Here is a 20,363-nt window from a genome sequence, read left to right on the forward strand (position 1 = left end):
AAAAGACTGGGTTCCCGCTTCCGCGGGAACGACGACACATGGTTGCTGCCCCCTCCCCGCTCGCGGGGAGGGTTGGGGTGGGGAGAAATCCCCCTCCCAACCTCCCCCACAAGTGGGGGAGGAGAACTTCGCGCCTACACCATTACCGGGAAAGTGCTGCAGGCCACCCGGCTCATGCCACACCGCCGAACGGCGCTATAATCCGGCCATTCAGTCAGGTTTGGCAAAACCCCGATCTTAACACCCACACGCCGGTCCATGACCCACCACGAACCCACCCACCGCTGGATCGTCACGCCGCAAACCGCGCGCTTCACCGAGCCGCTCGTGCTCCAATCGGGCGCGGTGCTCAACGGCTACGAGCTGGTCTACGAGACCTACGGCCGACTCAACGCCGACCGTACCAACGCGGTGCTGATCTGCCACGCCCTGTCCGGCAACCACCACGTCGCCGGCTACCACAGCGAACAGGAGAAACGGCCGGGCTGGTGGGACAACATGATCGGCCCGGGCAAGCCGATCGACACCGAGCGCTTCTTCGTCATCGGCGTCAACAACCTGGGCGGCTGCCACGGCAGCACCGGCCCCTCCAGCCCCAACCCCGACACCGGCAAGCCCTACGGCGCCGACTTCCCCCTGGTCACGGTGGAAGACTGGGTCACCGCCCAGGCCCGACTGGCCGAGCACCTGGGCGTCGAGCGCTTCGCCGCCGTGGTCGGCGGCAGCCTGGGCGGCATGCAGGCCCTGCAATGGAGCATCCAGTATCCCGACTGGCTCGACCATTGCCTGGTCATCGCCGCGGCGCCCAAGCTCACTGCTCAGAACATCGCCTTCAACGACGTGGCGCGCCAGGCCATCCTGACCGACCCCGACTTCAACGGCGGCCACTACTACGGCGGCCCCGGCCCCAAGCGCGGCCTGCGCCTGGCCCGCATGCTCGGCCACATCACCTACCTATCCGACGACGTGATGGGCAGCAAGTTCGGCCGCGCCCTGAGGAGCGGCAGCTACCAGTTCGGTTTTGATGTCGAGTTCGAGATCGAGTCCTACCTGCGCTACCAGGGCGACAAGTTCGCCGAGAGCTTCGACGCCAACACCTACCTGTTGATGACCAAGGCGCTCGACTACTTCGACCCGGCGCAAGACCTCGAAGGCGGCCTGGCCGAGGCCCTGCGCCCGGCCCAGGCCAATTTCCTGGTGATCTCCTTCACCACCGACTGGCGCTTTTCGCCCCAACGCTCGCGCGAGATCGTCGAGGCCCTGCTCTCCAACAAGCGCAACGTCAGCTACGCCGAGATCACCCACGGCCATGGCCACGACGCCTTCCTCATGGTCGACCCCTACTACCACGGCGTGGTGCGGGCCTATATGGAGAAGATCAAGCTATGACCGGCAACGGCATGCTCCGCCCCGACTACGCCCTCATCGGCCAGTGGGTCAAGCCCGGCAGCCGCGTGCTCGACCTGGGCTGCGGCGACGGCGAACTGTTGCGCGAGCTCATGGACAGCCGCCAGGTCACCGGCTACGGCGTCGAGATCGACGACGCCAGCATCCTGGCCTGCGTGAAGAAGGGCGTGAACGTCATCCAGGGCGACCTGGAACAGGGCCTGTCCGGCTTCGAGAACGACAGCTTCGACTACGTCATCCTCTCCCGCACCCTGCAGACCATGCGCCACACCGAAGGCATCCTGAAAGAGATGCTGCGCGTCGGCCGCCAGGGCATCGTCACCTTCCCCAACTTCGGCTACTGGAAAAACCGCGTCCAGGTCTGGCAGGGCCGCATGCCCCGCTCGGCCGACATGCCCTACCAGTGGTACGACACCCCCAACATCCACCTGTGCACCGTGCGCGACTTCGAAGACCTCTGCGCCCAGCACGACCTCAACATCCTGGAGCGGGTGGTGCTCACCCACGGCCGGCCGGTCACCCTGCTGCCCAATCTTCTGGGCAGCCTCGCCGTCTTCCGCTTCGAACACCGCCGCTGATTCGATGGACCTCAGCCGCTTCGGCCCCCTGCCCGACTGGGCCGAGTGGCTGGCCCAGGATGCCGACGGCGCCTGGTGGGCCTTCGAGGCCGAGCCGAACCAGCATGATCGGGGGTGGTATGAGAACGAAGTGGGCCGCTACCAGTTGATCGCTAAAGAAACACCGAACTCGGATTGGGCCAACGCCATCCTCCGAGTGAAACGCTAACCAAAGCGGCCCACTTCGTTTCGGCGTAGGCCAGTACCGACAAAGCCGCCCAAGCCAATGTTGCCAGCCATTTTATGAAATAGGCGGCATATACTTGCGCTTGGATATGATTAAATAACCTAAGGAAATCGGGGCACCATGCTGACTGAAATCCAACTAACAACGCTGATGTCCAGCTTAGAAGCTGACAATATTGAGCGCACGGAATCTGTCAACAAGGCCGATAAATTTGGCCAGGCAATATGTGCGTTTGCCAACGACTTACCCAATCATCGCCAGCCGGGCTATTTACTAGTCGGCGTCAAAGATGATGGAACACTGTCCGGCTTGAAAGTAACAGACGAACTTTTGACTAGCCTGGGGGCCATTCGATCAGATGGCAATATCTTACCTCAGCCGTTTATGAATGTTGCAAAATATTCGCTCAACGGTGGCGATGTCGCTGTTGTCGAAGTCTTTCCATCTGATCTCCCACCAGTACGATACAAAGGTCGCACGTGGATTCAAATTCGAAGTGCAATTTTGATTAACTGGAAGGTGGGTCAGAATGCGTGAGCATTTTGCCCCATCAACCGCCAAGTCGAAGTTGCCCAATGAACTACACGCATCTGACCCAGAACGAACGATACCAAATTTACGCCCTCCTCAAAGCCGGCCATACACAGCGCGAGATCGCCCAGTTGCTCGACCGTCACCCTTCCACCATCAGCCGCGAGCTTGCCCGCAACTGCGGATTGCGCGGCTACCGGCCCCGGCAGGCGCAGCGCCTGTCCGAGGCGCGGGCGGCCAATAGCCGCAACGCGCCGCGCATCTTGCCGGAAGTATGGGAGGAAGCCCAAAGACGACTTGCCCTGCAGCACAGTCCCGAGCAGATCGCCGCGCATCTGCCGATCAGCCATGAGGCGATCTACCAGCGCATCTATGCCGACAAGCGAGCCGGCGGCGCGTTGTGGCGCCACCTCCGATGTCAGAAACAGCGCCGCAAACGTTATGCCTCGGGCCGAAGCCTGCGCGGCCATATCCCCGGTCGCAGGCCGATTGCCTTGCGCCCGCAGGCCGTCGAGTCGCGCAGCCTGGTCGGCCATTGGGAGGGTGACACCCTCATCGGCGCTGGCCGCAAACAGGCCATCGTCAACCTCACCGAGCGTAAGTCGGGTTTCTGCCTCTTGGCCCACGTGCGCAACAAGACCAGCGAGGCGGTAAGCGAGGCCATCATCCGCTTGCTTTCACCCTTCAAGGCACGGGTGAAGACGCTCACCTTCGACAATGGCCTGGAGTTCGCCCGCCATGGCGAGATCGACCGGGCACTCGAATCCACGTCCTATTTCGCCGACCCTTATGCCTCCTGGCAACGCGGCACGAACGAGAATACCAACGGCCTCATCCGGCAGTACCTGCCCAAATCCAGGCCCTTTCACACCGTCACCCAGGAGGAACTGGCCATGATCATGGATCGCCTGAACCATCGCCCCAGAAAACGCCTGGGCTGGAAAACCCCGCATCAGGTTTTTATGCAATCATTCAGTCGTGTTGCACTTCGTGGTTGAATCCGCCGCATATATATTCGTGTTGGGCCGCGAAAAACAATTGCAAATGAGCAAGAAGAGCGGGTGCTTTCAGAGCGCCGCGTAGCTTTGGCGCGTTCATTCGATGCTCGGCCATGCATGGAATCTTCTATAGAAGACTTGGCATTGGGCCAATTTGATGCATACCGGCGTGAAGCGATTGATCCAGAAGCCATTGAAGCCAATCATCGCCCTATTGAATTGCAGCTAGCCTCTTTGAGGCTGTTTGATCCAGAGCGCTCTTGCCCTACCCATGCCGGTATCTTGTTGTTCGGAAAAAATCCCCGATTTTTTCTGCCTGGCGCTTATGTCCAATATCTCAAATTACCAGGTACAGATTTAACGGATTTGCCTGAAGACCAGGCTGAAGTATCTGGTGATCTGCATAGCGTGTTACGAGAGCTAGAAGGCCGCCTAAGGCTGCTGATTCAAACCACTATTCGCCCCGTAAATACAATTAAAGAAAAGCTTCTGCCTGATTACCCGGAGTGGGCCTTGCGTGAATTATTGATGAACGCCGTCATACACCGGAATTACGATAGCAACACCCCCATCCGTTTCTATGCATTTAGCGATCATATCGAGATACAGAGTCCCGGCGGACTATATGGAGAAGCAACACCTGAGAATTTCCCCAATCGCAATAGTTACCGAAACCCAGTTATCGCAGAAGCGATGAAATCTCTTGGATTCGTGAATCGCTTTGGTTACGGAGTTCAGCGAGCGCAGAAAATGTTAGAGGACAATGCTAATCCACCAGCACAATTCGAATTTGATGAGAACAGCGTGCTGGTTAAGGTCTATCGGAGGTTAGCGTGAAAACTATTGCCTTCTTCAACAACAAAGGTGGCGTTGGGAAAACATCACTTGTCTATCACCTTGCTTGGATGTTTGCCGATAACGGAATCAATACACTTGCAGTTGACTTAGACCCCCAGGCCAATTTAACCGCGATGTTTTTGGATGAAGATCGGCTTGAAATCCTATGGCCTGACGATGAGCACCCCGATACTGTCTTTGGAGCGATCCGCCCCATACTGCGAGGTGTTGGAGATATTGCCAAACCACATGTAGAAAATATCCACCCAAGACTTGGGCTTATTGCTGGTGACCTTGGCTTATCAAGATTTGAGGATAAGCTCTCGGATGCATGGCCACGCTGTCACAACCGGGACGAATCTGCTTTTCGTACCATGTCGGCATTTCATCGATTGGTACAGGATGGCGCCGACTGGGGAGCGGAGCTTGTGCTGATTGACGTTGGCCCCAACTTAGGTGCGATCAATCGATCAGCACTGATTGCATCAGATCAAGTTTGCTTGCCATTGGCGCCCGATCTTTTCTCGCTCCAAGGTTTAAAGAACTTAGGCCCAACACTCCGTGAGTGGCGTGCCATTTGGTCCGACCTGCTTTCCAAAGCACCAGCCGATTTGTCGTTACCCAAAGGATCAATGCAACCAATTGGCTATATCGTCATGCAGCATGGCATCCTCGATAGTCGCCCCGTCAAGGCATACAAGCGGTGGATGGACCGCATCCCGGGAATCTACCGAGATGCAGTATTAGACGAACAAAATCAATCCTGCCCTACAGTGACAGAAGACCCATACTGTCTCTCCTTACTCAAACATTACCGCAGCCTAATGCCGATGGCCATGGAGGCACGCAAGCCTATTTTCTTTCTGAAGTCTGCTGATGGCGCAATTGGTGCTCATATAGAGGCCGTTAGAAGTTGCTATAAAGATTTCCACAAGCTCGCGGGGAGAATAGCTGCAACAGCAGGAATTGCATTTGGTGACATGAAGGACCGCACGGCTCGATAACTGTGGAACAACGACCACAGCCAGAGCCGAGGAACGGTTTTATTGCTTCGGCGAGGTCGACGGCGGCGTTCTCACGGTGCGGTTCACCTACCGCGCCTCGGTCATTCGAATCATCGGCGCCGGCTATTGGCGCAAAGGAAAGGCGATTTATGAGCGCGAAAACGGCTAAGGCGGGTTCCGCCAAAATCAAGTACACCGACGAGCCCCTGGGCGAGATCGAAGTGATCCCCGACTTTCTGCCTTCACCGGCCGAATTGGCCTTCCGCGAAGAGGGCGTGAAGATCACGCTGGCCCTGAGCAAGAAGAGCATCGAGTTCTTCAAGTCCGAGGCATCGAAGCATCACACGCAATACCAGCGGATGATCCGCCGGCTGCTCGACGCCTATGTCGAGGCCCAGGCCGAAGCGCCCCGCCGGGGCAGTCGCACCGACAAGCGGCGCGCTCCCTGATCGAGTCCGCCCAGGAAACCGCAACATGAAAGCATTTCGTCCTACCAAGAAGCGCGTGGAAGTCTCCGTCGGCGAGTCCGTGCGCATCCTGCGTGAACTGCAGGAGCTGAGCCAAAGCCAGCTCGCCGAGTTGATCGGCATCCCGCAGGCCACCATCTCGGCCATCGAGAACGGCCGGGTGAACCTCGGCCTGGAACGGGCCAAGGTGCTGGCGCGCGCCCTCAACTGCCACCCGGCGGTGTTGGTGTTTCCGGGCTGGGAGGTGCCGCTGGAGTCGGCGGCGTAGGGTACCCCCGCTGTGCGTGGATAAGCGTTCCACGCACCCTACCCCTTCACTCGCGAACCTCTCCCCATGAAACGCCCCAGCAAACCCGCCACCCCCAAGCCCTACACCGACCGCCTGACCGAGATCCTGCGCCCCGGCCAGTCGGTCGAGCTGCTGAAGGAACTGCACATCCTCACCCGCGACGGCAAGCTCAACCAGGACAGCCGGCGCAAGCTGAAGCAGGTGTATCACCTGTGCCATTTCATCGAGCCGCTGCTGAACGAGGTGTTGGCCAAGCAGGAGACGCTGACCCTGGCCGACCACGGCGCCGGCAAGTCTTACCTGGGTTTCATCCTCTACGACCTGTTCCTGAAAGACCGTCCCGGCGCACACATCTACGGCATCGAGACGCGCGACGAACTGGTGGCCAAATCGCGCGAGCTGGCCGCCAGGCTGGGCTTTGCGCGCATGGCGTTCCTGAACACGACCGTGGCGGAAGCCACGCAGTCCGAGCAATTGCCCGAGCGCATCGACATCGTCACCGCCCTGCACGCCTGCGACACGGCGACCGACGACGCCATCCGGTTCGCCCTGGCCAAGCGGGCCCGCCACATCGTGCTGGTGCCCTGCTGCCAGGCCGAGGTGGCGGCGGTGCTGCGCAAGCATAAGAACGAATCGTTCGGCAAAACCCCGCTGTCGGAGCTCTGGCGCCACCCCATCCACACCCGCGAGTTCGGCAGCCATCTGACCAATGTGCTGCGCTGCCTGCAACTGGAGGCGCATGGCTATCAGCTCACGGTGACCGAGCTGGTGGGCTGGGAGCATTCGATGAAGAATGAGCTGATCGTCGCCAGCCACACCGGCGCGCCGCGCGGCAACGCGCGCGAACGGCTGCAGCAGATCCTGCAGCAACTGAACCTGACGGAACTCGAAGGCCGCTTCCTCAGCTAGTTTCAGAACGCCGGCCCGCTTTCCACCCGCAGTTCCTCCCCCGTTGCCGGGTGCCTGAGGCGCAAGGCGCAGGCGTGCAGCAACAACCGGTCCGCCATGGCCTGCACCTCGGGCGGCGCATACAGCGCATCGCCCAGGATCGGATGGCCGATGGCCTGGAGGTGGACCCGCAGCTGATGCGAGCGGCCCGTGACCGGCTCCAGCTCGACCCGCGTGCATCCCTTGTCATGGCCCAGCACCCGCCAGCGGGTGACGCTGGGCTTGCCACCTGCCTGGTCGATGACACGCAGCGGCCGCCTGGGCCAGTCGAGGCCGATGGGCAGGTCGATCACGCCCCACCCCGCCGCCGGCGCATCCAGCCGGCCGGCGACGACGGCGACATAACGCTTGGTCACTTCGCGGGCGGCGAACAGCAGGCTCAGCTGCCGCTGCATCCCGGCCCCGCGCGCGAACAGCATCAGGCCCGAGGTGGCCATGTCCAGCCGGTGCACGACCAGGGCGTCGGGGTAGCGCGCCTGCACCCGCGCGCTCAGGCAGTCCTGCTTGGCCTCGCCCCGGCCGGGCACGGCGAGCAGGCCGCTGGGCTTGTCGAAGATCAGCAGGGCGTCGTCGGCGTAGAGCGGGGTCATGGAAGGGGCGGGCGTGGCGAGGCCGATACTCTACACCGGCCACCCCGAGCGCCGCTGACGCTCAAACCGGGTTGGGGCAGATGGCGCCGCTGCTGATCTGGTTGCGGCCGCGCTGCTTGGCCTGGTAGAGGTGACGGTCGGCGCAGCAGATCAGGCTGTCGAGGGTGCCGTGCTGGGTCTCTTTCTGCGCCGCGCCCAGACTGATGGTGACCCGGCTCTCGCCCTCGCCGTGGCGGACCGTGAGGCTGGCCACGGCCATGCGCAGGCGCTCGGCCAGGACCAGGGCCTCGTCGATGTTGGTCTCCGACAGGAAGAGGATGAACTCCTCGCCGCCCCAGCGGGCGAGCACGTCGCCCTGGCGGATGGTCAGGCGCAGGATCTTGGCCACCGCCACCAGCACGGCGTCGCCGTGGGCATGGCCGTGGGTATCGTTGATCTGCTTGAAGCGGTCGATGTCGACCACGATGACCGAGACGTCGCGCTGCTTGCGCAGGGCGGTGCTCCAGGCCGGCGCCGTCTTGTCGTAGAAGGCGCGGCGGTTGTTCAAGCCGGTGAGCGGGTCGAACTGGGCCAGCTGCTCGGCCCGCAGCTTTTCTTCCTGGCCGACGCGGAACTGGTGGGCCAGGGCGAGGGCGAGCAAGGTGGCGTCGACCAGCATGCCCAGCTCGACGGCGCGGAAGGTCCAGTTGTTGTAGGGGATGAAGCCCCAGACCGAGAGCGTGGACAGGCCGGCGCCGATCATGGCGGCGACGGCCGCCAGCAGGAAGTACCTGGCCGAACGCTGGCCGGCGCGGACGGCGACGGCGCCCAGCAGCAGCATGACCATGGCGAACAGGAAGATGAAGCTGAACACCGCCAGCAGCGCCATGACCCGGCTGCCGGTCAGCAGGGCCACCGCGAGCAGCAGGCCGAAGGTCAGGCCGTAGGCGACGACGGCGCGATAGACGCGGGGAAATTGGCGGCGGGTGTCGAGGAAGGTGACGGCGAACAGCAGGCCGGCAATGCCGTAGCCGTAGATGAGGACGGGATTGGACCACTGCTGCCAGCGGGTCGACTCGGGCCAGAGCCAGGCGAAGCCGTGGCCGGTATAGGCGACGTTCATCAGGATGAAGACCGCCAGGTAGATCGAATAGAACAGGAAGCGCCGGCTGTGCAGGCTGACATAGAGCACCGCGTTGTAGGCCAGCAGCGCGAAGAGGAAGCCGTAGATGATGCCGTAGCTGGTTTCCTGCCCCGACTCGCGCACGCGCGCCGTTTCGGCGTCGGTCAGGTAGATGGGCAGCACCATCGGATCGGGCGTCTCGACCCGGATGAAGACGTCGGTCGTGCCCGGCTGGTAGACGTGATCGAAGGCGAAGAAGCGGCTGTCGATGGGGCGCTGGCCGAAGGGCCGACGGTCGCCGACCCGATGCGCGTCGAGCGCGCCATCGGTGGAGCCGAAGTAGACCTCGACCCGGTCGAGCCAGGCGGTCTCGATCGACAGGCGGCGCGAGACCGGGGCATGGGTCGGGTTGTTCAGTTTCAGGTGGACCCAGACTGGCTTGGCGCCGATGCCGAAGTTGAGCACCGGACTGTCGTCGCACTCGAACTCGCCGGCGCGATAGGCCGCCATCGCCTGGTCGAGGCTGAGCGGACCGGCCGTTTCCTGCAGATAGTCGACTTGGCGGCCGACCGCTTCCTTCTGCAGCGTGAGCACGGACAGCGGCGCGGCCAGGGCCGAGGCGCACCAGCAAAAAAGGATGAACTGCAAAAGCCTGAGAGCGATGCCGAGCGGTTTCATTTTTTTGTTTTTGCTTTGATTGCATGCCCGACACCTGCCTCCCGTCGGGTCCCCTCCATCTTCACGCGCATGCGTGAAGTCGCTGATTTTATAGGGATTACCGGCCGATGCCAAACCACATGGCCAGGCCCCAGAAACCGAAGCCGGCGACCACCATGCCGGCGGCGAGCTTCACCCGCCGGTCCTGGGCCAGGCGCTTGAGCCGCCCGGCCAGCCAGCCCATGGCCAGCAGGTTGGGCAGGGTGCCGAGGCCGAAGGCGAGCATCAGCGCGGCGCCGTCGACTGCGCTGCCGCTGGCCAGGGCCGCCACCAGCACCGAATAGACCAGGCCGCAGGGCAGCCAGCCCCAGAGCGCGCCGGCGGCCAGGGCCTGGGGCAGGCTCTGCACCGGCAGCAGGCGGCCGAACAGGGGCTGCAACCGGGTCCACAGCCGGCCGCCCCAGCGCTCCAGCACCAGCACGGCCTGGTTGAGCCCGGCGAGATAAAGGCCGAGCAGGATGAGCATCACCTGGGCCAGCAGGTAGAGCGCCTGCTGCACGGGATAGAGGGTGTCGGACAGGAAGGCGACGCTGCCGATCAGGCCGACCAGGGCGCCGGCCGTGGTGTAGCTGGCGATGCGGCCAAGGTTGTAGGCCAGTTGCAGCGCGACGGGCTGACGCCGGCCGGCTTGCAGCGACAGGGCGGTGACGATGCCGCCGCACATGCCCACGCAATGCACCCCGCCGGAGAAGCCGACCAGGAAGGCGGCGAACAGGCTGAGTTCAGGCATCGCCCTCGGCCGGGGCCCCGGCTTCGGCCGGCGGCGGGGCCTGCACGAACAGCTCGGTGTAGGCGATGTAGCTGGAGCCCAGCGCGACCGGCACGAAGACCAGGAGCCCCAGGCCGAAGGGGATGAGCATGGCGACCACGGCGGCCAGGGTGAGCCAGAGGCCGTAGATCAGCATGGGCCGCCAGTTGGTCAGGCAGGCCCACAGGCTCCAGTACAGGGCGCGGCCGGGCGGAAAGCCGTCGAACAGCACCAGGGCCGGGGCGAAGGCGGTGGCCAGCAGGGCCGGGGTGAGGATGAGCAGGCCGACGGCCATGGCCGGCAGGGCCTGGTGCAGGATCAGCTCGGCCTGGGCCGGGTCGATCTTGTCCGGCCGGGTCTGCGCCAGCTCGGCCATGAGCTGGAAGCCCTCGCCGCCCATGGTCTGCATCGTCCACTGGGCGAGCAGGCTGGCGAGCAGATAGACGGCACCGATCACCGCCAGCGGCTGCGGGGCGTCGCGAAAGCCGTTGACATACAGGTAGAAGCTGAACGGCTGCCCGGCGCGGGCGGCACGGGCGGCCACCATGAAGCCGGCGACCAGGAAAGGCGACAGCAGCTCGACCACGCTGGTGCCGGCCACGGGGAGGCTGCCGATCAGCATCATCGCCAGCAGGCCCATGGCCGCCATGCCCATCCAGGGGATGACCCCGGCGGTGAACAGGCGCCAGCCCTGGATCAGCCAGGCGAGGCCGGCGGTGCCCGGCGGCCGGGTGATGGTCAGTGCCGTCACGGCAGCAGGCCCTGCAGCAGCTCGGGCTGGGCCCGGTGATGACGCACGATGCGCTCGAAGTGGGTGGGGTCCTTGGCGTGGGTCAGCTCGCCTGGCCGCGGGAAGTGCAGGTCGTACAGGCGCGACAGCCAGAAGCGCAGGGCGCCCGCCCGCAGCATGGCCACCCAGGCCGCGCGCTCGGCGGCGGTGAGCGGCCGCACCTTGTGGTAGGCGGCGACCAGGGCCTGCGCCCGGGCGGGGTCGAGTTCGCCGGCCTCAGTCACGCACCAGTCGTTGACGGTGATGGCCAGGTCGTAGAGCCAGCGGTCCTGGCAGGCGAAGTAGAAGTCGATGACGCCGGACAGCCGCTCGCCCTCGAACAGCACGTTGTCGCGGAACAGGTCGACGTGGACCACGCCGCCCGGCAGGTCGGTGAGCTTGAAGGCGGCCTGGGCGAAGCCGAGTTCCTCGACGAGCAGGGCTGCGTTGTCGGCCGACAGCATGGGCCGCACCCGCTCGGCGGTGCCGGCGAACCAGGCGGCGCCGCGCGGGTTGGCCATGGGCTTGGTGTAGCTCTTGCCGGCCTGGTGCATGTCGGCCAGCAGTTCGCCAACCTCGGCGCAGGCCGTGGTCGTGGGCTGGGTGATGGAGCGGCCGCGCAGCCGGGTGACCAGGCTGGCCGGCTTGCCCTTGAGCTCGCCGAGGTAGCCGTCGTCCAGCCGACCCACCGGGTTGGGGCAGGGAATGCCGCGCCCGGCCAGGTGGGCCATCAGCTCCAGATACCAGGGCAGCTCGTTGGCGGTGAGCTTTTCGAACACGGTGAGCACGTACTCGCCGTGGCTGGTGGTGACGAAGTAATTGGTGTTCTCGATGCCGGAGGCGATGCCTTCCAGCCTCGTCAGGTGGCCGATGGTGTAGCCCTTGAGCCAGGCGTCGACTTCGGCGAATTCGAGAGTGGTGAATACGGACACGGTATCGGGAAAGCGACAACGCCGCCCGCGGGCGGCGTTGTCTCAATGAAAGGCGATCAGAATTCGAACAACATCCACATGGGCACCATGAGGTTGGGCGCGAGGTCGTCGTAACGCACCATCTGGCCGTTGCCCTTGGGGTCCACGAGGTAATAGGGTTTGCCGTGCGACGGGGTCACCTTGATCATGTAGAGCTGACCCTTGATCCGGTATTCCTCCACCTTGTCCTCACCCCGCTGGGTGATGGTGATGTCGGGCGCGGGCGCGGTGTCGACCATGCCGGGCGGCGGCGGAATGTCGGGCACCGGGGACAGCTTGGGCGGCTCGGCGGCGAATGCCGGGGCGGCGGCAAGGGCGGTCAGGGCGAACAGCTGGGTCAGGCGCATAGGGATACCCCCGTAAAGATTGATCGCATTCTATCAGATGCCCCGCCCGGTCACAGGTTGAGCAGGATCTCCTGATCCTTGGCCGCCGGGATGAACTGGCGGGTCTCGTAATGATGGAAGATGGCGTCCACCACCTGATCCGGCTCGTCGATCAGCTGGATCAGGTCGAGGTCGGACGGGTCGATCATGCCTTCCAGCGCCAGGGTGTCCCTGATCCAGACCATCAGCCCCTGCCAGAAGGCCTTGCCGACCAGGATGATCGGAATCCTGCGGATCTTGCCGGTCTGCACCAGGGTGAGCACTTCCATTAGCTCGTCCATGGTGCCGTAGCCGCCGGGCATGATGACGTAGGCGGAAGACGATTTGACGAACATCACCTTGCGCGCGAAGAAGTGGCGAAAGGTCTGGCTGATGTCCTGGTAGGGGTTGGCATGCTGCTCGTGCGGCAGCTGGATGTTGAGGCCGACGCTGGGTCCCTTGCCGAAATAGGCGCCCTTGTTGGCCGCCTCCATCACGCCGGGACCGCCGCCGGAGATCACGGCGAAGCCGGCGTCGGACAACTTGCGGGCGATGGTCTCGGTCAGGATGTAATAGGCGGTATCCGGCTTGACCCGGGCGCTGCCGAAGATGGTGACGGCCGGCCGGATGTGGGCCAGGCGTTCGGTCGCCTCGACGAACTCTGCCATAATCTCGAACATCCGCCAGGATTCCCGCGCGGAGGAAACGGTCTCGTGGCTGTGGCCGGGATCGATGATGCTGGGAATCTTATCGCTCATAAAAGGATTATCGCTTGTCTAAAACGCTGTTGCTGGTGGACGGCTCGTCCTATCTTTATCGCGCCTTCCATGCCCTGCCCGACCTGCGCACGCGCGATGGCTTCCCCACCGGCGCGCTGAAGGGCGTGATCAGCATGTTGAAGCGCCTGCGCAAAGACTTCAAGGCCGATTTTAGCGCCTGCGTCTTCGACGCCAAGGGCAAGACCTTCCGCGACGCCCTCTACCCCGAGTACAAGGCCCACCGCCCGCCCATGCCGCCGGACCTGGCCCGGCAGATCGAGCCGCTGTTTGATGCGGTGCGCGCCCTGGGCTGGCCGCTGCTGATGATCGAAGGGGTCGAGGCCGACGACGTGATCGGCACCCTGGTCCGCCAAGCCGAGCGCGAGGGCATCGAGAGCATCGTCTCCACCGGCGACAAGGACCTGGCCCAGCTGGTCACCCCGCACGTGCGACTGATCAATACGATGAGCAACGAGGTGCTCGACGTGGCCGGGGTCAACGCCAAGTTCGGCGTGCCGCCCGAGCGCATCGTCGACTACCTCACCCTGATCGGCGATGCCGTGGACAACGTGCCCGGCGTCGACAAGGTCGGCCCCAAGACCGCGGCCAAGTGGATCGCCGAATACGGCAGCCTCGACGAATTGATGGCCCGCGCCCACGAGGTGAAGGGGGCGGCCGGCGAGAACCTGCGCCGCGCCCTGGACTGGCTGCCCACCGGCCGCGCGCTGATCACGGTGAAGACCGACGTCGAGCAGCTGCCCGACATGCACGGCCTGCACTGGCAGGCGGAGGACCGCGACAAGCTGGCGCAGCTCTATCGGCGCTACGAATTCAGGAGCTGGCTCGAGGAACTGGCCGGCGCGGCCGACAAGACCGATGTGCGCGACACGCCTGCAGCGCCGGCGCAAGCCGTGCGTTACGAAACGGTGTTGACCGAGGCCGACTTCGACCGCTGGCTGGAAAAACTCGAGGCGGCCGAGCTGATCTGCCTGGACACCGAGACCACCAGCCTCGACCCGATGCAGGCCCGGCTGGTCGGCCTGTCCTTCGCGGTCGATGCCTTCGAGGCCTGTTACCTGCCGCTTGATCACCGTTATGCCGGCGCACCGCGGCAATTGCCGATGCCGGACGTGCTGGCCCGGCTCAAGCCCCTGCTGGAAGACACCGCCAGGCCCAAGCTCGGCCAGAACCTGAAGTACGACTGGCATGTGCTGATGAACCACGGCATCCGGCTTGCCGGCATCGAGCACGACACCCTGCTGCAGTCCTATGTGCTGGAGGCGCACGAGCGGCACGACATGGACACCCTGGCCGAGCGCCACCTGCACCTGCGCACCCTCAAGTACGAGGAGGTCTGCGGCAAGGGCGCCAGCCAGATCGGGTTCGATGAGGTCGATCTCGACAGCGCCACCCGCTACGCGGCCGAGGACGCCGACATCACGCTCAGATTGCATTTGGCCATGCAGCCGCGGATCGCGCGCGAGCCGGGCCTGGAGCGGGTCTATCGCGAGATCGAGATGCCGCTGCTGCCCGTGCTCGCGCGCATGGAGCGCACGGGAGTCAAGCTCGACACCGACTTGCTGCGCCAGCACTCGACCTGGCTTGCCCAGCAGATGCAGGCGCTCGAGGCCAAGGCCTACGAGGCGGCGGGCCAGCCGTTCAACCTCAACTCGCCCAAGCAGCTGGGTGAGATCCTGTTCGAGCGGCTCAAGCTGCCGGTGCTGAAAAAGACGCCCAAGGGCGCCCCCTCAACCGACGAAGAGGTGCTGGAGAAGCTGGCCCTCGACTATCCGCTGCCCAAGCTGATCCTGGACTACCGCAGCCTGGCCAAACTCAAATCGACCTACACCGACAAGCTGCCGCTGATGGTCGATCCCGCCACCGGCCGGGTGCACACCAACTACGCGCAGGCGGTGGCGGTGACCGGCCGGCTGTCGAGTTCGGACCCCAACCTGCAGAACATCCCGGTGCGCACGGCCGAGGGCCGCAAGATTCGCGAGGCCTTCATCCCGGAGGCCGGCTTCGTCATCGTCTCGGCCGACTACTCGCAGATCGAACTGCGCATCATGGCCCACCTCTCGGGCGACGCCAGCCTGCTCGCCGCCTTCCGGGAGGAGCGCGACATCCACGCCGCCACCGCGGCCGAGGTGCAGGGCATCCCGCTCGAGCAGGTAACCCCCGAGCAGCGGCGCATGGCCAAGGCGGTGAACTTCGGCCTGATCTACGGCATGTCGGCCTTTGGTCTCGCCGCGCAACTCGGCATCGAGCGCGCTGCCGCCCAGCTCTACATCGACCGCTATTTCGCCCGCTATCCCGGTGTGGCCGACTACATGGCGCGCACCCGCGAACAGGCCAAGGAGCTGGGCTATGTCGAGACCCTGTTCGGCCGCCGGCTCTATCTGCCGGAGATCGCGAGCGGCAACCCGGCCCGGCGCCAGGGGGCGGAGCGCGCCGCGATCAACGCGCCCATGCAGGGCACCGCGGCCGACCTGATCAAGCTGGCCATGCTCGCCGTGCAAGGCTGGCTCGATGCGGAACGGCTGCAGACCCGGCTGATCCTGCAGGTGCACGACGAACTGGTGCTGGAAGTGGCCGAAGCGGAACTGGCACGGGTGCAGGAACGATTGCCGGCGCTGATGTGCGGCGTGGCCGAACTGAAGGTGCCGCTCAAGGTCGAGCTCGGGGTCGGCCCCAACTGGGAGGCGGCACACTAGCCGCCGCTTCCGCCGCCAGCCGGCCCAGCCGGCTCAAATGCCGTAATAGGTCGCGAGCACCCGCTCCAGACGGTCGCGCAGCGAATGCTCATCGGCCGCCTGCAAGGCACTGTGCTGCTCGCGGGCGATCGTGTCGAAGGCCTCGACCAGCGCCGGGTCGAAATGGCTGCCGGCCCCCTGACGCAAAATCGCCATCGCCTGCTCGAACGGCATCGGCGCCTTGTACGGCCGCTTGGAAGTGAGCGCGTCGAACACGTCGACCACGGCGAAGATGCGGGCCACCAGCGGAATGGCCTTGCCCGCCAGGCCGCGCGGATAGCCGCTGCCATCGAAATTCTCGTGATGACCGGCCACCACGTCGCGGGCGGCGGAAAGAAACCGGGAATGGCGGATGATGTCCTCGCCCAGTTCGACGTGGCTCTGCATGATGCGAAACTCCTCGTCGTCGAGCTTGCCCGGCTTGAGCAGGATGTTGTCGCTGATGCCGATCTTGCCGACGTCGTGCAGGAAGGCGCCGGCGATCAGGCGCCGGATCTGCTCGCGCTCGGCATGCACCGCCTCGGCCAGGGCCACGGCATAGAGGGTGACCCGGTAGTTGTGGCTGTTGGTGTCGGAATCGCGCTTGGCGATGGCGCTGCCCAGCACCTCCATCATCTCCAGGTTGCCGCGCAGGATCTGCCTGGCCTGGCGCAGGACATCGCGGTTGAGGGCGATGACCAGGGGATAGAGCACGATGCTGGTGGCCAGCACCGCCAGCAGGACGAAGACCAGGGTGACGCTGATGTCGGCGTAGATGGCGTCCTCGGTCTCCCGGTCGATCAGGTAGACCCCTTCCAGAAAACCGGCCAGGCCGCCGGCCGCATCGCGCAGCGGCACCAGCACCTGCAGCACCCAGCGGCCGTCGATGCGCAGCCGCTGGTAGGTGATGGACTCCCGCTCGGGAAAGCCGTGGGCGAAACCGTGCAGCGAGTCCTTCAGCACCGCATGCTCGGGCGCCACGTGCTCGGCGATGACCGCGCGGTTGGCGTCGTAGACCTCGACCAAAGTGAAGTGCTGGCGGGTCAGGTTCTCCAGATGGGCCTGGATCAATTCGGGTTTCTTCTCGCGCAACAAATCGGCCGGGAAGCGATGGGCCTCGGCCAGCGCCATGTTCGCCACCCGCTCGTCGATGCGCTCGATCTCGACCCAGAACACGCTGCCGCCCACCGCCAGCGACAGCAGCAGCCAGGCCAGGGCCACCCGCGGCAGTACATAGCGATGAATGGAGGTGATCAGTTTGGACGGCGCGGGGGAAGAATCGGTCGATACGGTCGTAGTGGATTCAGCCATGTTTGGTCTGGTTATCGAGCAGCAACTTGAACAGGAAGTTTTGCAGCAACACGGCATCGTTGCCGGTGAGCGGATTGAATTCGATGCCGTAGCGATGAGCCGTCAGGCCGTCCTCGCGCCGGCCGGCGCCGGCCGGGTGCAGCTTGCCGGCGACCGTGAGCGTGACCTCCTGCTCCAGGTGCTCCAGCGGGAAACTGAACTTCAACTCGACCGTACTGCCGGCCTCGCCCAGGGCATGGGCGCTCTCGACCAGGCTGCCGCCCTCGGCCAGATCCAGCATCAGCACCGGCTGCCAGTCGCCAGCGCCCTTGACCTGGGCCAGCAGTTTGACCGGCAGGCGCTGATCGCGGCGAATCTCGACGCATTGCACCTCCTTCGGCACTTCCAGGTGCAGATAGAGGAAGGGGACGATGCACAGGCGCTGGACGCTGCTGGCAAAGCCGAAGGCGCGGGTACCCGAGAAGGCCCGGACATAAACCTTGTCGCCCTCGCGCAGATCGGCTGGCAGGTTGTTCACCAACGGCGTGCGGACGAGCAGGCTCTCCGGGGCATGGCCGATGACCCGGGTGAACAAGCGGCGGTTGAGACCGGGCGGGATGCGCTGCACCTCCAGCCGGTCGCCAACTTGCAGGTGCATGTCGTCGAAGCCGCACAGCTTGATGTCCTGCGGGTTGTAGGGAAAGAGCGCTTCGGCCATCGGCTGGCTCCCAAACTGGCTCAGGCGTGGATCAGGGCGTGCAGGTCGCGGTCGAGCAGGCTGGCATCGCCCAGGTTGAGTTCGACCAGACGGCGCAACTCGGTGATGCTGTCCAAATCGATCCGCGTGCAGCGGAAACCGACCAGCTCGCCTTCCTGGTGGGCGAGCACCGCGTCCATTTCGATGTTGAGCACGGGCGAGAGGTGGATGCTGAGGTGGTAGCTACGCTCGGCCTCGACCGGCCAGTAGCGGCCCAGCTTGACCAGGCAGCCCTTGAGCGAGATGTCCTGCACGGTGCCGGCCCAGAGGCTGCCGCCGGCGGTCAGCGTGACCCGGGCATCGTAGGCGACGCGGTGGAAATGGCGCTTGTCTTGGCTGTTTGTGGTCATGAACCGATCCCCTTCACCGCTAACACTTACATGCTAGCCATTTCCCGGGCCGGCGCAAAGACCGGACGGGGTTCAGCCGAAGATGACCAGGGCCCAGACCGCGACCATGAGGATGATGGCCAGCAGCACCGAGGCGCTGCCGATGTCCTTGGCCCGCTTGGCCAGGCTGTGGTTTTCCAGGGAGATGCGGTCGACCGTGGCCTCGATCGCCGAATTGATCAGCTCGACGATCAAGAGCAGCAGCACGCTGGCGATCAGCAGGGCGCGCTCGATGCCGCCGTTGCCGACGAAGAAGGCCAGGGGGACAAGCACGGCGGCGAGGAGCACTTCCTGGCGGAAGGCATCCTCGTGCCGGAAGGCGGCCTTGAAGCCGTCGAGAGAGTAGAAGAAGGCGTTCCAGAGCCGGGTGAGGCCCGTCTTGCCCTTGAACGGGCTCTCCTGGGGGCTCACGGTTTCCAGGCCAGGTCCAGCTCGCGCGCCGCCTTGACGTCGTCCAGCCGCTTGGCCGGCAAGGTGTGCGGCGCCGACTTGACCAGCTCGGCGTCGGCCTCGGCCTCCTGCTTCACCGCCTTCATCGCCGCGACGAAACCGTCCAGGGTCTCGCGGCTCTCGGTCTCGGTCGGCTCGATCAACAGGCACTCCGGCACCAGCAGCGGGAAATAGGTGGTCGGCGCGTGATAGCCGTAGTCGAGCAGGCGCTTGGCGAAGTCCATGGCCGAGACGCCGGTCTCGTCCTTGAGCTTCTTCAGGGTGACGATGAACTCGTGCGAGGCGCGGCGCTCGGGGAAGGCCAGCTCGAAGCCGGCCTTCTTCAGCTCGACCGCCAGGTAGTTGGCGTTGAGCGCGGCATAGTCGGCCACCCGGTGCATGCCTTCGCGACCCAACATGCGGGCATAGACGTAGGCGCGCATCAGCACGCCCATGTTGCCGCCGAAGGCACTCATGCGGCCGATGCTCTGCGGGCAGTCGGCCTCTTCCGCCCAGCGGTGGAAACCCTTGTCCTCGACCACGAAGGGGATGGGCATGAACGGCTTCAGCCGCGCGGAGACGCCGACCGGGCCGGCACCGGGACCGCCGCCGCCGTGCGGGGTGGAGAAGGTCTTGTGCAGGTTCATGTGGATGACGTCGAAGCCCATGTCGCCCGGGCGCACCCGGCCCAGGATGGCGTTGAGGTTGGCGCCGTCGTAATAGGTCAGGCCGCCGGCCTCGTGCACGATCTTCTGGATGGCGACGATGGTCTTCTCGAACACGCCCAGGGTGGACGGGTTGGTCAGCATGAGACCGGCGGTCTTGGGGCCGACCACGGCCTTGAGCGCCGCCAGATCGACGTTGCCCTGACGGTCGGTCGGGATCTCGCGCACGGTATAGCCGCACATGGTGGCTGTGGCCGGGTTGGTGCCATGGGCGGCATCGGGCACGATGATCTCGCTGCGCTCGGCATCGCCGCGCGACTCGTGATAGGCGCGGATCATGGCCACCCCGGCGAATTCGCCCTGGGCGCCAGCCATCGGCGCCAGCGAGACGCCAGCCATGCCGGTGACCTCTTTCAGCATCTCCTGCAGCTCGTACATCGAGGCGAGGAAGCCCTGGCCGGTGTCGGCATCGGCCAGCGGGTGGCGCGAGAGAAATTGCGGCAGCATGGCCAGGCTGTTGCAGGCACGCGGGTTGTACTTCATGGTGCACGAGCCCAGCGGATAGAACTGGGTGTCGATCGAGAAGTTCTTCTGCGAGAGCCGGGTGTAGTGGCGCACCACGTCGAGCTCGGAGGCCTCGGGCAGACCCGGCGCCTCCCGGCGCAGCAATTCGGCCGGCAGATCGTCGGCGGCGGTGGCCTGTAGCGGGGCCTGGGCCTGGGCCCGGCGGCCCGTGTGGGAGTGTTCGAAAATCAGCATGGTCGTTCAGTCAAAGCGAAGGCGCCCCACAGTCCTT

23 protein-coding genes and 1 pseudogene are annotated in these 20,363 nt (G+C 64.6%); 12 read left to right on the top strand and 12 right to left on the bottom strand.

Annotated features, from left to right (window positions below):
• Positions 1-258: 258 nt before the first annotated feature.
• The 11 genes and pseudogenes from metX to EL388_RS10200 all read left to right on the top strand — a co-directional run bounded on the left by metX (position 259) and on the right by EL388_RS10200 (position 7,246).
• Complete coding sequence (metX, locus tag EL388_RS10150; RefSeq protein ID WP_126463149.1) at positions 259-1,389, top strand: homoserine O-succinyltransferase MetX; 1,131 nt, start codon at positions 259-261, stop codon at positions 1,387-1,389.
• A complete protein-coding gene (gene metW, locus EL388_RS10155; RefSeq protein WP_126463151.1) occupies positions 1,386-1,985 on the top strand; it encodes a methionine biosynthesis protein MetW in 600 nt (199 codons plus the stop codon). The genes metX and metW overlap by 4 nt, the downstream gene beginning before the upstream one ends.
• A gap of 4 nt (positions 1,986-1,989) precedes the next feature.
• Positions 1,990-2,193 carry a hypothetical protein gene (locus tag EL388_RS10160; RefSeq protein ID WP_126463153.1) on the top strand — a complete coding sequence of 68 codons (204 nt, stop codon included), beginning with the start codon at positions 1,990-1,992 and terminating at the stop codon, positions 2,191-2,193.
• A gap of 138 nt (positions 2,194-2,331) precedes the next feature.
• Entirely contained in the window at positions 2,332-2,748 is a 417-nt protein-coding gene (locus EL388_RS10165) for an AlbA family DNA-binding domain-containing protein (protein WP_126463155.1), read from the top strand.
• A gap of 38 nt (positions 2,749-2,786) precedes the next feature.
• Positions 2,787-3,740, top strand: a complete 954-nt coding sequence (locus EL388_RS10170; protein WP_126460448.1) for an IS30 family transposase — start codon at positions 2,787-2,789, stop codon at positions 3,738-3,740.
• 63 nt (positions 3,741-3,803) lie between these two features.
• A complete protein-coding gene (locus EL388_RS10175) occupies positions 3,804-4,577 on the top strand; it encodes an ATP-binding protein (RefSeq protein ID WP_197721776.1) in 774 nt (257 codons plus the stop codon).
• The gene (locus EL388_RS10180; protein ID WP_126463157.1) at positions 4,574-5,581 is read left to right on the top strand and encodes a ParA family protein; all 1,008 of its coding nucleotides are present in this window, start codon (positions 4,574-4,576) and stop codon (positions 5,579-5,581) included. Before EL388_RS10175 ends, EL388_RS10180 begins: the two co-directional genes overlap by 4 nt.
• Before the next feature lie 31 nt (positions 5,582-5,612).
• Positions 5,613-5,750 (top strand): annotated as a pseudogene (locus tag EL388_RS14425) (BrnT family toxin); the annotation flags it as partial.
• Complete coding sequence (locus tag EL388_RS10190; RefSeq protein ID WP_126463159.1) at positions 5,731-6,030, top strand: CopG family transcriptional regulator; 300 nt, start codon at positions 5,731-5,733, stop codon at positions 6,028-6,030. The pseudogene EL388_RS14425 and the gene EL388_RS10190, both read left to right, overlap by 20 nt.
• Positions 6,031-6,055: 25 nt before the next feature.
• The gene (locus EL388_RS10195) at positions 6,056-6,316 is read left to right on the top strand and encodes a helix-turn-helix transcriptional regulator (protein WP_126463161.1); all 261 of its coding nucleotides are present in this window, start codon (positions 6,056-6,058) and stop codon (positions 6,314-6,316) included.
• A 66-nt stretch (positions 6,317-6,382) separates the two neighbouring features.
• Positions 6,383-7,246: a class I SAM-dependent methyltransferase gene (locus EL388_RS10200; RefSeq protein ID WP_126463163.1), complete on the top strand. Its 864-nt coding sequence runs from the start codon at positions 6,383-6,385 to the stop codon at positions 7,244-7,246.
• Positions 7,247-7,248: 2 nt separating this feature from the next.
• Here the strand turns inward: EL388_RS10200 and EL388_RS10205 are convergent, their stop codons facing one another.
• The 7 genes from EL388_RS10205 to EL388_RS10235 all read right to left on the bottom strand — a co-directional run bounded on the left by EL388_RS10205 (position 7,249) and on the right by EL388_RS10235 (position 13,305).
• Entirely contained in the window at positions 7,249-7,875 is a 627-nt protein-coding gene (locus EL388_RS10205; protein WP_126463165.1) for an RluA family pseudouridine synthase, read from the bottom strand.
• A 61-nt stretch (positions 7,876-7,936) separates the two neighbouring features.
• Positions 7,937-9,655, bottom strand: a complete 1,719-nt coding sequence (locus EL388_RS10210) for a sensor domain-containing diguanylate cyclase (protein WP_126463166.1) — start codon at positions 9,653-9,655, stop codon at positions 7,937-7,939.
• Between the two features lie 97 nt (positions 9,656-9,752).
• Positions 9,753-10,424, bottom strand: a complete 672-nt coding sequence (locus EL388_RS10215) for a sulfite exporter TauE/SafE family protein (protein ID WP_126463168.1) — start codon at positions 10,422-10,424, stop codon at positions 9,753-9,755.
• Positions 10,417-11,193 carry a BPSS1780 family membrane protein gene (locus EL388_RS10220; protein WP_126463170.1) on the bottom strand — a complete coding sequence of 259 codons (777 nt, stop codon included), beginning with the start codon at positions 11,191-11,193 and terminating at the stop codon, positions 10,417-10,419. The genes EL388_RS10215 and EL388_RS10220 overlap by 8 nt, the downstream gene beginning before the upstream one ends.
• The gene (locus EL388_RS10225) at positions 11,190-12,143 is read right to left on the bottom strand and encodes a homoserine kinase (protein WP_126463172.1); all 954 of its coding nucleotides are present in this window, start codon (positions 12,141-12,143) and stop codon (positions 11,190-11,192) included. Before EL388_RS10225 ends, EL388_RS10220 begins: the two co-directional genes overlap by 4 nt.
• 56 nt (positions 12,144-12,199) lie before the next feature.
• Positions 12,200-12,529: a DUF2782 domain-containing protein gene (locus EL388_RS10230; protein WP_126463174.1), complete on the bottom strand. Its 330-nt coding sequence runs from the start codon at positions 12,527-12,529 to the stop codon at positions 12,200-12,202.
• A 50-nt stretch (positions 12,530-12,579) separates the two neighbouring features.
• Positions 12,580-13,305, bottom strand: coding sequence for an LOG family protein (locus EL388_RS10235; RefSeq protein ID WP_126463176.1), 726 nt, complete (start codon positions 13,303-13,305; stop codon positions 12,580-12,582).
• Positions 13,306-13,319: 14 nt separating this feature from the next.
• Here EL388_RS10235 and polA point away from each other — a divergent pair, with 14 nt between their 5' ends.
• The gene (polA, locus tag EL388_RS10240; protein ID WP_126463178.1) at positions 13,320-16,019 is read left to right on the top strand and encodes a DNA polymerase I; all 2,700 of its coding nucleotides are present in this window, start codon (positions 13,320-13,322) and stop codon (positions 16,017-16,019) included.
• Between the two features lie 33 nt (positions 16,020-16,052).
• Here the strand turns inward: polA and EL388_RS10245 are convergent, their stop codons facing one another.
• The 5 genes from EL388_RS10245 to gcvPB all read right to left on the bottom strand — a co-directional run bounded on the left by EL388_RS10245 (position 16,053) and on the right by gcvPB (position 20,326).
• Positions 16,053-17,348: an HD-GYP domain-containing protein gene (locus tag EL388_RS10245; RefSeq protein WP_197721777.1), complete on the bottom strand. Its 1,296-nt coding sequence runs from the start codon at positions 17,346-17,348 to the stop codon at positions 16,053-16,055.
• Positions 17,341-18,045 carry a flagellar brake protein gene (locus EL388_RS10250; RefSeq protein ID WP_126463180.1) on the bottom strand — a complete coding sequence of 235 codons (705 nt, stop codon included), beginning with the start codon at positions 18,043-18,045 and terminating at the stop codon, positions 17,341-17,343. Before EL388_RS10250 ends, EL388_RS10245 begins: the two co-directional genes overlap by 8 nt.
• 20 nt (positions 18,046-18,065) lie before the next feature.
• On the bottom strand, positions 18,066-18,434 hold the full coding sequence (locus EL388_RS10255; protein ID WP_126463182.1) for a PilZ domain-containing protein: 369 nt from the start codon (positions 18,432-18,434) through the stop codon (positions 18,066-18,068).
• Positions 18,435-18,506: 72 nt separating this feature from the next.
• Positions 18,507-18,884: a diacylglycerol kinase gene (locus tag EL388_RS10260; protein ID WP_197721778.1), complete on the bottom strand. Its 378-nt coding sequence runs from the start codon at positions 18,882-18,884 to the stop codon at positions 18,507-18,509.
• Positions 18,881-20,326 carry an aminomethyl-transferring glycine dehydrogenase subunit GcvPB gene (gene gcvPB, locus EL388_RS10265; RefSeq protein ID WP_126463184.1) on the bottom strand — a complete coding sequence of 482 codons (1,446 nt, stop codon included), beginning with the start codon at positions 20,324-20,326 and terminating at the stop codon, positions 18,881-18,883. The genes EL388_RS10260 and gcvPB overlap by 4 nt, the downstream gene beginning before the upstream one ends.
• Positions 20,327-20,363 lie beyond the last annotated feature (37 nt).

Source organism: Sulfuritortus calidifontis, from assembly GCF_003967275.1.
Lineage (GTDB): Bacteria > Pseudomonadota > Gammaproteobacteria > Burkholderiales > Thiobacillaceae > Sulfuritortus > Sulfuritortus calidifontis.